The organism is Ewingella sp. CoE-038-23 (genome assembly GCF_040419245.1).
GTDB lineage: Bacteria > Pseudomonadota > Gammaproteobacteria > Enterobacterales > Enterobacteriaceae > Ewingella > Ewingella allii.
Window position 1 is genome coordinate 3,454,219 of record NZ_JAZHOH010000001.1, and the last position, 13,666, is coordinate 3,467,884.

At 47.4% G+C, this 13,666-nt stretch carries 14 protein-coding genes; 4 read left to right on the plus strand and 10 right to left on the minus strand.

What is annotated here, in order from left to right; all coding sequences use genetic code 11:
- Window positions 1–155 precede the first annotated feature (155 nt).
- The 4 genes from nusB to nrdR form a co-directional block, all read right to left on the minus strand.
- Entirely contained in the window at window positions 156–569 is a 414-nt protein-coding gene (gene nusB / locus V2154_RS16470; RefSeq protein WP_034792428.1) for a transcription antitermination factor NusB, read from the minus strand.
- Between the two features lie 20 nt (window positions 570–589).
- The gene (ribH, locus tag V2154_RS16475) at window positions 590–1,060 is read right to left on the minus strand and encodes a 6,7-dimethyl-8-ribityllumazine synthase (protein WP_353503085.1); all 471 of its coding nucleotides are present in this window, start codon (window positions 1,058–1,060) and stop codon (window positions 590–592) included.
- Between the two features lie 202 nt (window positions 1,061–1,262).
- Window positions 1,263–2,372 carry a bifunctional diaminohydroxyphosphoribosylaminopyrimidine deaminase/5-amino-6-(5-phosphoribosylamino)uracil reductase RibD gene (gene ribD, locus V2154_RS16480; RefSeq protein WP_353504018.1) on the minus strand — a complete coding sequence of 370 codons (1,110 nt, stop codon included), beginning with the start codon at window positions 2,370–2,372 and terminating at the stop codon, window positions 1,263–1,265.
- 23 nt (window positions 2,373–2,395) lie between these two features.
- Entirely contained in the window at window positions 2,396–2,845 is a 450-nt protein-coding gene (gene nrdR / locus V2154_RS16485; protein WP_353503086.1) for a transcriptional regulator NrdR, read from the minus strand.
- Between the two features lie 204 nt (window positions 2,846–3,049).
- On the opposite strand from nrdR, the gene V2154_RS16490 reads away from it, so the two are divergent.
- Entirely contained in the window at window positions 3,050–3,619 is a 570-nt protein-coding gene (locus tag V2154_RS16490) for a DUF3251 domain-containing protein (protein WP_353503087.1), read from the plus strand.
- A 67-nt stretch (window positions 3,620–3,686) separates the two neighbouring features.
- Here the strand turns inward: V2154_RS16490 and secF are convergent, their stop codons facing one another.
- The 5 genes from secF to V2154_RS16515 all read right to left on the minus strand — a co-directional run bounded on the left by secF (window position 3,687) and on the right by V2154_RS16515 (window position 8,575).
- The gene (secF, locus tag V2154_RS16495) at window positions 3,687–4,598 is read right to left on the minus strand and encodes a protein translocase subunit SecF (protein WP_051899533.1); all 912 of its coding nucleotides are present in this window, start codon (window positions 4,596–4,598) and stop codon (window positions 3,687–3,689) included.
- A gap of 70 nt (window positions 4,599–4,668) precedes the next feature.
- Entirely contained in the window at window positions 4,669–6,516 is a 1,848-nt protein-coding gene (secD, locus tag V2154_RS16500) for a protein translocase subunit SecD (protein WP_353503088.1), read from the minus strand.
- A gap of 27 nt (window positions 6,517–6,543) precedes the next feature.
- Window positions 6,544–6,876: a preprotein translocase subunit YajC gene (gene yajC / locus V2154_RS16505; protein ID WP_034792440.1), complete on the minus strand. Its 333-nt coding sequence runs from the start codon at window positions 6,874–6,876 to the stop codon at window positions 6,544–6,546.
- Window positions 6,877–7,009: 133 nt separating this feature from the next.
- Entirely contained in the window at window positions 7,010–8,134 is a 1,125-nt protein-coding gene (gene tgt / locus V2154_RS16510; RefSeq protein WP_353503089.1) for a tRNA guanosine(34) transglycosylase Tgt, read from the minus strand.
- Between the two features lie 168 nt (window positions 8,135–8,302).
- Window positions 8,303–8,575, minus strand: coding sequence for a hypothetical protein (locus tag V2154_RS16515; protein WP_353503090.1), 273 nt, complete (start codon window positions 8,573–8,575; stop codon window positions 8,303–8,305).
- A gap of 124 nt (window positions 8,576–8,699) precedes the next feature.
- On the opposite strand from V2154_RS16515, the gene V2154_RS16520 reads away from it, so the two are divergent.
- Genes V2154_RS16520 through V2154_RS16530 form a run of 3 tightly spaced genes read left to right on the plus strand, consistent with a single transcriptional unit; the run spans window position 8,700 to window position 11,763 of the window.
- The gene (locus tag V2154_RS16520) at window positions 8,700–9,062 is read left to right on the plus strand and encodes a GtrA family protein (RefSeq protein ID WP_353504019.1); all 363 of its coding nucleotides are present in this window, start codon (window positions 8,700–8,702) and stop codon (window positions 9,060–9,062) included.
- Window positions 9,059–9,976: a glycosyltransferase family 2 protein gene (locus tag V2154_RS16525; RefSeq protein ID WP_353503091.1), complete on the plus strand. Its 918-nt coding sequence runs from the start codon at window positions 9,059–9,061 to the stop codon at window positions 9,974–9,976. Before V2154_RS16520 ends, V2154_RS16525 begins: the two co-directional genes overlap by 4 nt.
- The gene (locus V2154_RS16530) at window positions 9,973–11,763 is read left to right on the plus strand and encodes a hypothetical protein (RefSeq protein ID WP_353503092.1); all 1,791 of its coding nucleotides are present in this window, start codon (window positions 9,973–9,975) and stop codon (window positions 11,761–11,763) included. The genes V2154_RS16525 and V2154_RS16530 overlap by 4 nt, the downstream gene beginning before the upstream one ends.
- A 37-nt stretch (window positions 11,764–11,800) precedes the next feature.
- Here V2154_RS16530 and V2154_RS16535 read toward each other — a convergent pair whose 3' ends face one another.
- Window positions 11,801–13,642, minus strand: a complete 1,842-nt coding sequence (locus V2154_RS16535; protein WP_353503093.1) for a tail fiber/spike domain-containing protein — start codon at window positions 13,640–13,642, stop codon at window positions 11,801–11,803.
- Window positions 13,643–13,666: the final 24 nt, after the last annotated feature.

The following is a 13,666-nucleotide window of genomic DNA, read 5'->3' on the forward strand; positions in this document are numbered from 1 at the left end:
TGGTGAGGGAGAAAAATGACTAAGGCCGGATATCCGGCCTCAACAGGTTGGTCAACGCCATGGTAAGCGATGTAACTTCACAAAATCTTCAACCAAACTAAAGGCTGTATGACCAACATGCATTTATTGTTGTGACTTGTGAACGGGCTGTACTGTTACTTTTTGCGGATATGCGGGCCCGCTTTATCCAGTACGCCGTTAACAAATTTGTGGCTATCTTCAGCGCCGAAGGTTTTCGCCAGTTCGATCGCTTCGTTGATGGCCACTTTGTAAGGGACGTCCTGACGCTTGCTCAGTTCAAACAGAGCCAGACGCAGGATTGCTCTTTCCACCTGACCCAATTCGTCGAGCTGGCGAGACAGGTATGGAGCCATCAGCGCATCAAGCTTCTCTGCACTGGTAGCAACACCGGTCAGCAATTCGCGGAAATAGGTAATGTCGACGTCTTTGACATCCTGCTCGGTCAGGAATTCTAATTCAACATCGGCAATGTCGTTTTTCGACAACTGCCAAGAGTAAAGCGCCTGTACGGCACATTCACGGGCGCGGCGACGAGCAGCAGGTTTCACGGATTTCCCCTTAACTAGATTCAGGCCTGGATAGCCTTGATAACATTAATCATTTCAAGCGCGGTCAGGGCTGCTTCAGCACCTTTATTACCGGCTTTTGTCCCTGCACGTTCGATAGCTTGCTCAATACTTTCGGTAGTCAGCACGCCGAACGACACTGGGATCTCGCTGTTCAGCGCAACGCTGGCTAAACCAGAGCTACATTCGCCAGCCACGAATTCGAAATGGGCAGTGCCCCCACGGATGACGGTACCCAGTGCGATAACAGCATCATATTTGCCGCTGTTCGCCAGAGCACGAGTGGCCAGTGGCAGCTCATAAGCGCCTGGAACCCACACTACGGTGATGTTGTCATCGCTAACCTGACCAATGCGTTTCAAAGCATCAACCGCGCCAGACAGCAGGCTGTCGTTGATGAAATTGTTGAAACGGGCAATAGCGATTGCTACGCGCGCGTTCGGCGTGGCTACAACACCTTCGATAACGTTCATAGGTTTTCCTTTAAATGGGTTCAAGAGTTCAGCTTTTGACAGCCCCGGCCCAGCCCAGCCGCAGGGGGGCGGATTCTATCATATTATTACCTTGTCTGGACATGCGATTTATAAACACATTCCGTCAAAAGGCGTGGCAGAGAAGCCGAAGCTTATCTGCCCGATATTTTTGCGACGTTTTTACGGCTCGAATACGTGCCGATTAGTACTGAGGTTTCAGGCGCAGACGCAAATCTGCTCCCACCTGACGCACATCGCTGAGGGTGAATTGTGGCGCATCGGACAGGCTTTGCAAGCCGGGGAGCACACAAAGTGCACGTCCGTTTTCACCCAGTAATTTTGGTGCCATGTAGACGATCAGCTCATCCACCAGACCGGCCTGCAACAGCGCTCCGGCAAGCTCTGCCCCGGCTTCAACCCATATGCTATTTATCTGTCGCTTGGCCAGTTGCATCATCAGCAGCACTAAATCAACCCGGTTATCTCGCCCCGGAACCACCCACTGCTCGGTGGATTCAGGCCAGGTTTGCTCATCGGCGGCAAGGCGGGCCAGCCAAGTATCGCCCGGCTGATTGACCATTTTGTGCCGTGGCGTCACGCGATTTTGACTGTCGATAACAATGCGCAGCGGCTGACGCAGGGACTCCTGCGGATAAATACGCTGAGTGTCGCTATCCAGTTGGTCCCAACGGACGTTGAGTGAAGGGTCGTCCGCCAGCACCGTGGCGCTGGAGCTAAGAATGGCCGAGCTTTGAGCACGAAAACGCTGCACGTCGGCACGCGCGGCGGCTGAGGTGATCCACTGGCTTTCGCCAGACGCCATCGCCGTGCGGCCATCCAGCGACGCCGCCATTTTTAGCTGCACATAAGGGAAGCCGGTGCGCATACGCTTTAAGAAGCCGAGGTTGATGGCTTCGGCTTCGCTGTGCATCAAACCGTGACTGACTTCGATGCCAGTCTGTTGCAAACGGTATAAACCACGCCCGGCGACTTCTGGATTAGGATCTTGCATGGAGGCAACCACGCGCGCCACGCCGGCGGCAATCAGCGCGTCGGCACAGGGAGGCGTGCGGCCGTGGTGGCTACAAGGTTCGAGGGTGACATAAGCCGTGGCGCCTTGGGCTTTTTCGCCCGCCATGCGCAGCGCATGAACTTCGGCGTGTGGCCCACCGGCCTTAATGTGATACCCCTCCCCCACGATTTCGCCATCACGGACGATGACGCAGCCGACGTTTGGATTTGGCGTGGTGGTGAAGCGGCCGAGTCGCGCCAGCTCAAAGGCGCGAGCCATGTATTTTTCATCTGTATGCAATGATTCTGTGGACATATCTATCCTTAATCCTGAAGACGGGCGATCTCTTCGCCGAACTCGCGGATATCCTCAAAGCTGCGATATACCGAAGCAAAGCGAATGTAGGCGACTTTATCCAGCTTTTTAAGTGCATCCATCACCAGATTGCCAATCATTTTGGCAGGGATTTCGCGCTCTCCCGTAGCCCGCAATTGTGACTTAATGTGGCTGATGGCCATTTCAACGTCATCGGAGCTTACAGGCCGTTTTTCCAACGCCTTCAAGATACCGCGGCGCAGTTTGTCTTCATTGAAGGGTTCACGAACGTCATTGCTTTTAATCACGCGGGGCATCACCAGCTCGGCCACTTCAAAAGTAGTAAAGCGTTCGTGGCAAACCAGACACTGGCGACGGCGGCGAACTTGCGATCCATCGCCAACCAGGCGGGAATCGATGACTTTCGTATCAACAGCAGCACAAAATGGGCAATGCATAGCAGTTCCTGATGGCGGTCTTGATGGGGGGTTAGTTTAGCGCGAAGTGGCGCGACAACAAAGGCTGTCGCTACTTTGGTGCACATCGGGTTAAACTTAACCCCTTGTTTGAGCGGGAGGAGCTGCACGTTTCCCCCTTCACCCTATGATTTTACTGGCTCTGAGCAACTCGCTCTCAGAGCGCAAGAAAAGGAACTCACCGACATGACAGGCTATTTTCGCGCAACTTTAGCTGCTTCAGCCCTGCTGGCATTATCAGGTTGTGCCCAACAAGACCCACAAGTGACAGAGCTGCGATCTGAAGTCGGCCAGTTAAACCAAAAATTACAGCGTCTGACCGATTTAGCCAGCGCGCTGGAGCAGCAAACCCTGCTCAACCGCCAGTCAACCGATGGCCTGTATATCCTGCCTGCGGCAAAAAGCGCGGCGGTGGTGAAGAGTGATATTGGTGAGTTAAGCGTAATCCTGACCAATGTTTCTCCAGATGCCAGCGGCGTTCAAGGCCAGCTGCGGATTAAAAGCGTGTCGGGACAGCCACTGCCGCCGTTCACCGCCTCGCTGGACTGGGGACAGCTTGACCCAGTCACTGGCAAGCCTTTGACCGTGGATATGCAAACGCAAAATATCGCCAGCGTCCCGACCCTGCTGCCGAGCGCGGAGCAGGTTATCGACGTGACCTTCCAGAATATTCGCGTCGAAACCCTCGGCTTTGTTCGCCTGCATAATATTCTTGGCCCGGTACAAGCAGTTCAAGAGCCCGCCGCCGCCAAATAACGGCCTTCAGAAAGCATAAAAAAAGCCTCGCAATTGCGAGGCTTTTTCATGGCTGATGCTGAACAGATTAAGGCAGGATCGAAGGCTGATCTGCGCCCTCTTTCTCAACTTTCTGCTGCAACATGTGTTCGCGTTTCATGCCAAGTTTCAGCGCTAACGCGGATGCCACGTAGATAGATGAAACCGTACCGATTGATACACCGATCAACATGGTCAGTGAGAAGCCTTCCAGCAACGCGCCGCCAAAGATGTAGAGCATCAGAACAACCATCAGCGTGGTCGCTGAGGTCATGATGGTACGGCTCAGGGTCTGGGTCAGGGACACGTTCATGATTTCGTAAGAGGTACCGCGACGGATCTTGCGGAAGTTCTCACGAATACGGTCCGAAACCACGATGGAGTCATTCAGAGAGTAACCAATAACCGACATCAGGGAAGCGATGATGGTCAGGTCAACCTCGATTCTGAACAGTGACAACACGCCCATGGTGATGATGACGTCGTGCGCCAACGCGATAACCGCACCCAACGCCAGTCGCCACTCGAAGCGGAAACCAACGTAAATCAGGATACAGATAAGCGCAATCAACAGCGCCATCGCACCGGCCTGAGCCAGATCGCTACCTACGCTTGGACCCACGAACTCAATACGTTTTACTGACGCATTTTTGTCGATGTCGGCGTTGATAAGTCCGATGACTTTGTTACCCAGTTCCTGACCCGCAGTGCCTGACGTTGGCGGCAGACGGACAATAATGTCGCGGCTGCTACCAAAGTTTTGGACCACAGGGTCGGTGAACCCGGCTTTCTCCATTGATGCACGCATGTCATCAAGGTTAGCGGGTTGATCGAGGCTGATCTCAATTACCGTACCGCCGGTAAAGTCCAGACCCCAATTAAACCCGCGAACACCGATGATCGCGATGGAAACGATCAACAACAGACCAGAAATGGCGAAGGCCAAGTTGTCCCAGCGCATAAAGTCGATGACTTTACGGCCGTAGTTCAGTTGTTCAACAGTATATTGTTGCTGTGCCACAACGCACTCCTCAGATAGACAGCTTTTTGATGCGTTTGCCGCCGTAAAGCAGGTTGACGATGGCACGGGTTCCGACGATTGATGTAAACATCGAGGTTGCAACACCGATAGCCGTGGTGATAGCAAAGCCTTTTATCGAACCGGTACCCACCGCATAAAGAATAATCGCCGTGATCAGGGTAGTAATGTTGGCATCAACGATACTGGAGAACGCGCCTTTATAGCCTTCGTGAATCGCCTGCTGAACGGAACGCCCGTTCTTCAGCTCTTCCTTGATACGTTCGTTAATCAGTACGTTGGCATCAACTGCAACCGCAAGGGTCAGTACGATACCGGCAATACCCGGCATGGTCAGCGTTGCCCCTGGCAGCAGGGACATGATCCCAACAATCAGAACCAAGTTAGCCACCAGCGCGGTTGTCGCAATCACACCAAACTTACGATACCAAACCACCATAAACAGAATTGACGCCACCAGACCCCACAAGCAGGCTTCCAGACCCTGGGTGATGTTCTGCATCCCCAAAGTTGGACCGATGGTACGTTCTTCGACAATCTGAATCGGCGCAATCAACGCACCCGCGCGCAGCAGCAGGGAGAGCTGGCGAGCTTCATTCGGATCGTTAACGCCGGTAATGCGGAAGCTGTTACCCAGACGTGACTGGATAGTCGCGACGTTGATAACTTCTTCTTGCTTAGCCAGAATCGAACGGCCGTTCGCATCTTTCTTACCGCTGTCTTTGTACTCCACAAACAGGGTCGCCATCGGTTTACCGATATTGTCCTTGGTGAAGTTAGACATGGCGTTGCCGCCAGCGCTGTCGAGGGAGATGTTAACCTGCGGCTGGTTGTATTCGTCCATGTTGGAGGTGGAGTCAGTGATGTGGTCACCGGTCAGGATCACGCGCTTGTACAAGACAACCGGGCGCCCATCACGGGTATTTTTCACTTCACTGTCGCCCGGCACGCGGCCAGAAGCAGCGGCAGTCGCATCAACGTTGGTGTTAACCAGACGGAATTCCAGCGTTGCCGTCGCACCCAAAATTTCTTTGGCGCGGGCAGTGTCCTGAATCCCCGGCAGCTCAACCACGATACGGTCTGAACCTTGACGCTGTACCAGCGGTTCAGCCACACCCAGTTGGTTTACACGGTTACGCAAAATGTTGATGTTTTGCTGAACGGCGTATTCGCGGGCTTCGCTCAGGCGATCATCAGTCATCACAACGCGCGCGGCATTGTCGCCACTGGCGGTGATGACTAAATCACGGTGACGCGGGGAAAGATAGCTAACGGCGCTGTCGCGAGTTGCGGCATCACGGAAACGCACTTCGACACCATAGTTGTCGAGTTTACGGACCGTGGCGTAAGGAATATTTTTCTCGCGCAGGTCACTGCGCATGCTGTCCATGGTCTGCTCTTGCAGCTTGCTCAGCGCGGTATCCATGTCAACTTCCATCAGGAAGTGAACACCACCACGCAGGTCAAGACCGAGCTTCATTGGCTCAGCGCCCATCATGCTTAACCAGCGCGGCGTTGCTGGCGCGAGGTTCAGAGCAATAACAAATTTGTCGCCCAGGGCGCTGGTGAGGGCTTCGCGAGCGCGCAGCTGTACATCAGTGTCTTTAAAGCGGGCAAGGATTTGACCATTTTCCAGTGCAATAGATTTGCTTGGAATTTTGTCTTGATCTAATACGTTTTTGACTTGGTCCAGCGTTGCAACACTGGCGTCGGAGCCCCGAGCGCCAGTAATTTGAACAGCCGGATCCTCACCATAAAGGTTGGGAAGTGCGTATAGCAGACCGACGATGATCACAACGATCAGCATCAGATACTTCCACAAAGGATAACGGTTTAACACGGCAGTTCCCTTCGGGAAAATCGAAAATTAAAGAGCCTTCATCGTACCTTTCGGCAGAACGGCAGCCACGAAGTCACGCTTGATCATCACTTCAGTAGTGTCGTTCAGCGCGATAACAATGAAGCCAGTTTCAGCTACTTTGCTTACGCGACCGATCAAACCACCGGTGGTCATCACTTCGTCACCTTTACCGATGGAGTCCATCAGTTTTTTGTGTTCTTTAGAGCGTTTCTGTTGCGGGCGCAGGATCATGAAATAGAAAATCAGACCAAAAACGACCAGCATGATGACCAGAGAGTAAGGACTTCCCTGTGACGGTGCGCCGGTAGCTGCGACTGCATCGGAAATGAAAAGACTCATTTAAATTCCCTCATTGTTGTTATGAAACATAACGATATAACGTCTGTTTCTGTTTAAGCGACTCATTTAAAAGCGCCGCCAAAAAGCGACGCCGGTAAATCATTAAATAGAACTCGTCGTTAACACTTCAGGCTCAGAAATTAAGAGGTGGAACCTCTTTCCCTTTACGCTCGTAGAAGTCTTTTACAAACAGCTCTAATTTACCCTCTTCGATAGCCTGGCGTAAACCCGCCATCAGACGCTGGTAATAGCGCAGATTGTGGATGGTGTTCAGGCGCGCACCCAGTATTTCGTTGCAACGGTCGAGATGATGCAAGTAGGCACGGCTGTAATTGCGACAGGTGTAACAATCGCAATGCTCATCGAGGGTCGAGGTATCATCTTTATGCTTGGCATTACGGATTTTCACGATGCCGTCAGTGACGAACAGATGACCGTTACGCGCATTACGCGTAGGCATTACGCAGTCAAACATATCGACGCCACGACGCACGCCTTCGACCAAATCTTCTGGTTTACCGACGCCCATCAGATAACGCGGTTTATCTTCCGGGATCTGCGGACAAACATGCTCAAGAATACGGTGCATGTCCTCTTTCGGCTCACCTACCGCCAAGCCGCCCACAGCGTAACCATCAAAGCCAATATCTACCAGCCCTTTTAATGATACATCTCGTAAATCTTCGTAAACGCTACCTTGAATAATACCGAACAAAGCATTCTTATTATTCAATTCGTTGTGACGATCGCGGCTGCGTTTCGCCCAGCGCAGAGACATTTCCATTGAACGCTTGGCATAGTCCCAATCCGCCGGGTATGGCGTACATTCGTCAAAGATCATTACGATGTCAGAACCGAGATCGTTTTGGATCTCCATCGATTTTTCAGGGCTGAGGAACACCGGATCGCCGTTAATCGGGTTACGGAAGTGCACGCCCTCTTCTTTGATCTTACGCATCGCGCCCAGGCTGAACACTTGGAAACCGCCTGAGTCAGTCAGGATTGGGCCGTGCCAGTTCATAAAGTCATGCAGGTCGCCGTGCAACTTCATGATCTCCTGACCAGGGCGCAGCCAGAGGTGGAAAGTGTTGCCGAGCAGGATCTGCGCGCCAGTGTCTTTCACCTCTTCCGGGGTCATGCCTTTTACCGTGCCGTAAGTGCCCACTGGCATAAATGCCGGGGTTTCAACCACGCCACGTTCGAAAACCAGACGTCCGCGACGTGCGCGACCATCAGTAGTGCTTAATTCGTACTTCACAGTGCCTCCAGCATCAGAGAAACAGTCTGACGCGTAATAAAAAGTAGCTCATGATAGCAACCACGTAACCCGCTACACAAGCCAGCCAGCTAAAGTAGCCAACTCATCCTTCTGCGTATTTTTGCGGGTTTGTGCCAAATTTCTGACACAATCTCGTCACAACCTTCATCACCCACTCACCAGCTTGAAATCATCAAGGCTATCGTCAAACACATCACCTCCCTCCATAGCCCGCCGAATCGAAAACCAATACTCAATCCCCTGACCAAGCGACACCGGATGCTCCAGCGCGAACTGGTAGAAGCCATCCATCACCACGCCGAACCAGAAACCTCCCCCGTAGCGCTTTTCACGCTGAAAGAAGACGTACTGGCCCGGAGCGATGTATGGCTCATATTGCCCGCGATAGACGACGATGTAGTGATCTACTTTGCTTCCCATGGGGAACTCTCACAAAATGCTGTTTATGCATACAGTATTTGGTTTTTTTAAACTGATCAAGTAATGATCTACATGGGGTTAGGTGTTAAACTCTGCAAAACACAAAATCTTCGAAATTTTTCATATGTTTAATCTATTCACTAAATACCTAACTGTTGGCGTTATAAATACCGCAATACACTGGGCTGCTTTCTCAATTGCTGTTTACCTTTTTTCGGTTAATCAGGCTGCGGCTAACTTTATTGCGTTTGCAACTGCTGTCACCTTCTCATTCTTTGCCAATGCTAGTTTTACTTTCAATGCAAAGCCTAAACCAACACGCTACCTTCTTTTTGTGTCTTTCATGGGCGTTTTAAGCATTCTTGTCGGGAAGATTTCTGATTATTACCATATTGAGCCCATTATAACGCTTATCGAGTTTTCACTTGTTAGCTTGGTTTTAGGTTTTATTTATTCAAAATACGTTGTCTTTAGGGAAGATAAATGAAAATTTCTCTGGTAGTTCCTGTCTTCAACGAAGAGGACGCTATACCAATTTTTTATAAATCAGTAAGAGAGTTTGAAGGGCTTAAGCAGCATGATGTTGAGATAATCTTCATCAATGACGGAAGCAAGGATGCTACTGAGTCGATCATAAATTCTTTAGGAGTAGCTGACCCGCTAGTTAAGCCGTTGTCATTCACTAGAAACTTCGGAAAAGAACCAGCACTATTTGCCGGATTGGAACAATCATCAGGCGAGGCCATCATCCCTATTGATGTCGATCTTCAGGACCCAGTGGAAGTAATCCCACTCATGATGGAAAAATGGATAGCTGGAGCCGACATGGTCCTCGCCAAAAGAATAGATAGATCCACAGATGGCAAGATGAAGAGAAAGTCGGCAGAGTGGTTCTATAAACTTCATAACAAAATTAGCAACCCAAAAATCGAAGAGAACGTAGGTGATTTTCGCCTTATGTCACGCGAGGTTGTTGAAAATATCAAAATGATGCCTGAGAGAAACCTTTTCATGAAAGGCGTGCTTAGCTGGGTGGGCGGCAGAACAGATGTTGTTGAATATTGCCGAGCAGAGCGAATAGCAGGAAACTCAAAATTTAACGGATGGAAATTATGGAATCTAGCTCTTGAAGGAATTACTAGCTTCTCTACTTTCCCACTTCGAATGTGGACGTATATAGGTCTTTTTGTGGCAGGCTTATCCTTCCTTTACGGAGCGTGGATGATAATTGATACAATAGTATTTGGAAATCCAGTTCGTGGGTACCCTTCGTTACTAGCGTCAGTTCTTTTCCTTGGTGGAGTTCAGTTAATTGGGATAGGAATTCTTGGAGAGTATATAGGAAGGATATATTCCGAGGTTAAAATGAGACCAAGATATTTAATAAAGGAAAAAAAATGATACATTTCGATTTAAAAAAGGTTTTTTTTGCATTTTTATTTCTTTCACTATTAACATGGTATTACTTTATAGGGTATGGCTACTCTCCTACATCAGACCAAGCATCTGGCATACTAATTGCCAGAGACATTGCAAGAGGGAATATATTATTGCATAACTGGTCTCTTTCCACTGTCTCCTTTTATTTTACCGACTTAATTTGGTACGCAATTTTAAGCTTAATTGGTGTAAGCAATAAGGTTCAATCCGCACTGATGCCAGCAATATTGCTTTCATCTCTGGCATGCGCTTCGGTATACTTAATAGTTAGTAAAAAAAATGCCCCGTGGGCTATATTATTCACCTTCGTCCCAGTTGGTATTTTCTCATCTCAAATATTTAACCTTGCCGTATCGCACATCGGAGCGTATTTATACACTGCTATAGTTTATGTTATTCTTGAAAAAGATGAATTAAAACCAAGAATATATCTAAAAATAATCACTGCTTTCCTGTGTGTTGCAATATTTTTTAGCGATGATATCAGCAAGTACTCTTTCCTGATACCTATTGCTTTATCAACTTCAATATCTTATTTCAATAGAAGAGAGATAAATCATGCAAAACAATTGCTGATAATACTTTTATCGTATGCATTGGCAAAGATTTTGTTTTTATCGGTCGTTTATTTTGGCGGATTATCATTGCCAGGAGTTGGATCACCAAAATTGGCAACAATACCTCAATTCTTAAATAACCTAACATATATAACAATCGGAAGTTTAGATATTTTTGAAGCTAATTTTTTTGGAAAAGAGATAGGCATACTATCAATTTCTAATATAGCAAGGTTTCTGTTCTTAATATTTTTTTACATCTACCTTCTGGTTTCTCTACGTAAAATCAAAGATTATTCAACAGTTGACTCGGCACTTCTTTTGTCATCAGTAATCATGCCTTTGGCATTTATATTTAGCAATATTCCATCCGCAGTTGAGTCTATAAGATATATTGCCCCTTCTTTAATATTTGGCAGCATATTTATTTGCAGAAATTTATGGTTAAGCAAGAGGCACTCTTCTTACCTAGTTGTAATTGGTCTTTTTACGGGCTTTGCAATTTCTGCGAATGCGATGAAAACAGATAGGCATAATCACGAGATCGATGAATTAACTAAATTCGTAAAAGATAATGGCCTTAAAAAGGGTTTTGCGTCTTTTTGGTTTGCCTCCTCTGTTTCATTAAATAGCGATTCCGTTATTTCCCCTGTCGTTTTTAATGAGTCAGAGGGTTCTGTTAAGCCATTCTTGTGGTTATCTAAGATAGAAAATTATGAAGGTAAGAATGATTTTATAATTGCAGATAATCAATCTGACAGAGAGTCTGCATTAAAAACTTTTGGCAATCCAACACGCGAATATCGAATTGGGTCAAAGATAATTATGACTTGGAAAAATGGAGTTAATTTATCTTTTAGCGGCTTTCATGTTAAAACAAACAAATATTACTTCGGTTCAACTGGCGCTGGATATGATGACAAGGTTTGCCCGGGCGGGGATGAGCCGTTTATGGTTACAGGTCCATATAAACCATTAAAAAAAGGTGAATACAATGTTAAAATCCTTATGGATGGTGACGGGCCGATAAGTGGTGATGTTGTTTCTAATGCTGGAAATAAAACCCTTGCCACATTTGAAAACGTTAAATTATTTTCTTTTAATGTGGATAAAACTTATCCAGATGTTGAGGTAAGGATTTATAATAAAAAGGAAAATGGTTGCGTAAAAGAAATTTCCGTCAGCCACTGACTATATAAATTGGCGGCCAAGTTAGCCGCCAATTTAATTAATTATCTGCCATGCCTGAGTTTCCCATTGCAGTATATACAGACCTGCCACTGCCGGTCTGTCCTGTAACCCCGGGGACTGATACAAAAACATTACCTGTTATCACCCATGCGGCATTATCGTTTGTATCAAAGTTAACTCCCCCAGTGCATGTGTTCCATCCGCCTGTAACCTTCTGGTTTCCGATAAAGTTGCCATTCATTGTTATATTTCTGCTATATCTAGATTTAATCGCAAATCCATTGCAACTGCTAAATTGATTGTTTCCCATAAGAAGATTTCTTACATTATATAGAGTCATGCACTCTTGCCCTGCAAAATGTATGACATTAGAATTAAAGCTAAGCCCTAGAACCTCCGTCATATTTATCGCTGATGTGCCTGATACTCTTCCCCCGCTAAAAAATGAATTTGTAATAGTGCCAATAGCTACTCGGTTAATGTCAAGGCAATATCCATCTATATTATCAATAGTGCTATTGGTAATCATTACTGGAAGTCCATTGGATTCCGCACCTGAATCCAACGCTCTGTGGGCTGTGATTTTAATACCGTATGGCCCATAAAACATAACAGTGTTTACCAAATGAAGATCGGCGGTATCTGTTATATTGATAGGTGATTTGACCATATAGCAATCAATAAATGATGGCATTTCATTTATTGGGAATGACGGGGAAACCACGTCTTCGTTTATTGTTATCAAGCTATTAAAAAACCTACACCCATTCCACGTAAAGAAATGCAAATCAGATGCATAAATAGGAGAGTTGTAAAAGCCGCAATTATTAAACTTAAAGTTTCCAACATGTGTAAATGAAATTGCAGCCTTAGAAGGGGTTGTTGAAATATCGCTACTAAAATGTATCCTTTCAAAGATCGTATCCTCTGCCCACTTAGAGGTAGTTCCAGTATTCGCATAAAAAACAGTTGCATCATCATTAATATTTTTATTTCTCCAAAATGTTTTTGCCCCACCGCTACCAACAAAATGCATGTCAGGTTGAATTATGCATGGCGGGTTAAAATAATAACTTCCATACTGAAACTCAATAGATCTTCCGTGTACTTTTTGCGCATTAGCAAGTATTGGTGAGTGGTCTACTGCTACATTATCTGTCACCCCTCCAAACCATTCTAACTTCACATGACTTCCAGCATCCACTCTCACCCAAAAAATACCTGAACTTTTCGAGGAAATGTAGACGCCATCGTCATCTGTAAAACTCCCTTTTTTTGCTCTGAACCACCCTCCCCCTAGAGCCCCTCTCCCAGAGGTGTGCTCTGCTACCTTTACAACTTTGCCATCAAACGCAACTGCCCCTCTCAAATCTGACACTTGCGGGAATTCACCTATAAGCGAGGCCCCATCAACATCAGCTAGCTTTTCCTGAGATACAGCACCATTTACCAATTCAACGCCACCGTTCGCAGCCAGTTGGCTGCGGAGCGATGAATCTCCAACGTTAAGCCATTTCCCAGCCCCCACCCCCCCTGATGATTGTGGAGTTGAATTTGCAGGCACAACCTTCCCTCCAGACGCGAAGGAGCCAGTCCACTTGTAGTATGAATTGTCGGCAGTATTAAAAAGAACCTCATTAGGGTTTGCCACTGTTGCGCCAGTTGTGAAGGTGACACCTTGAAGAGTAACGTATCCAAAAGCATTCATGACTTGCTGAGCAAGGTAATTGATGCCCTCAATTGTGTAGCGCTTTATGCCGAAGCGATCTGTGTATGTCCATTCATTTGAGGTGACGAATTCGTCAATTTTGCCTGCATTAAATTTTAGGTCTTGCGGTGCTTCAGAGGGAATTGTGTTGCTAGTTGGTGTGGTAGCCATATTTTTTCCATAAAAAAAAGCCAA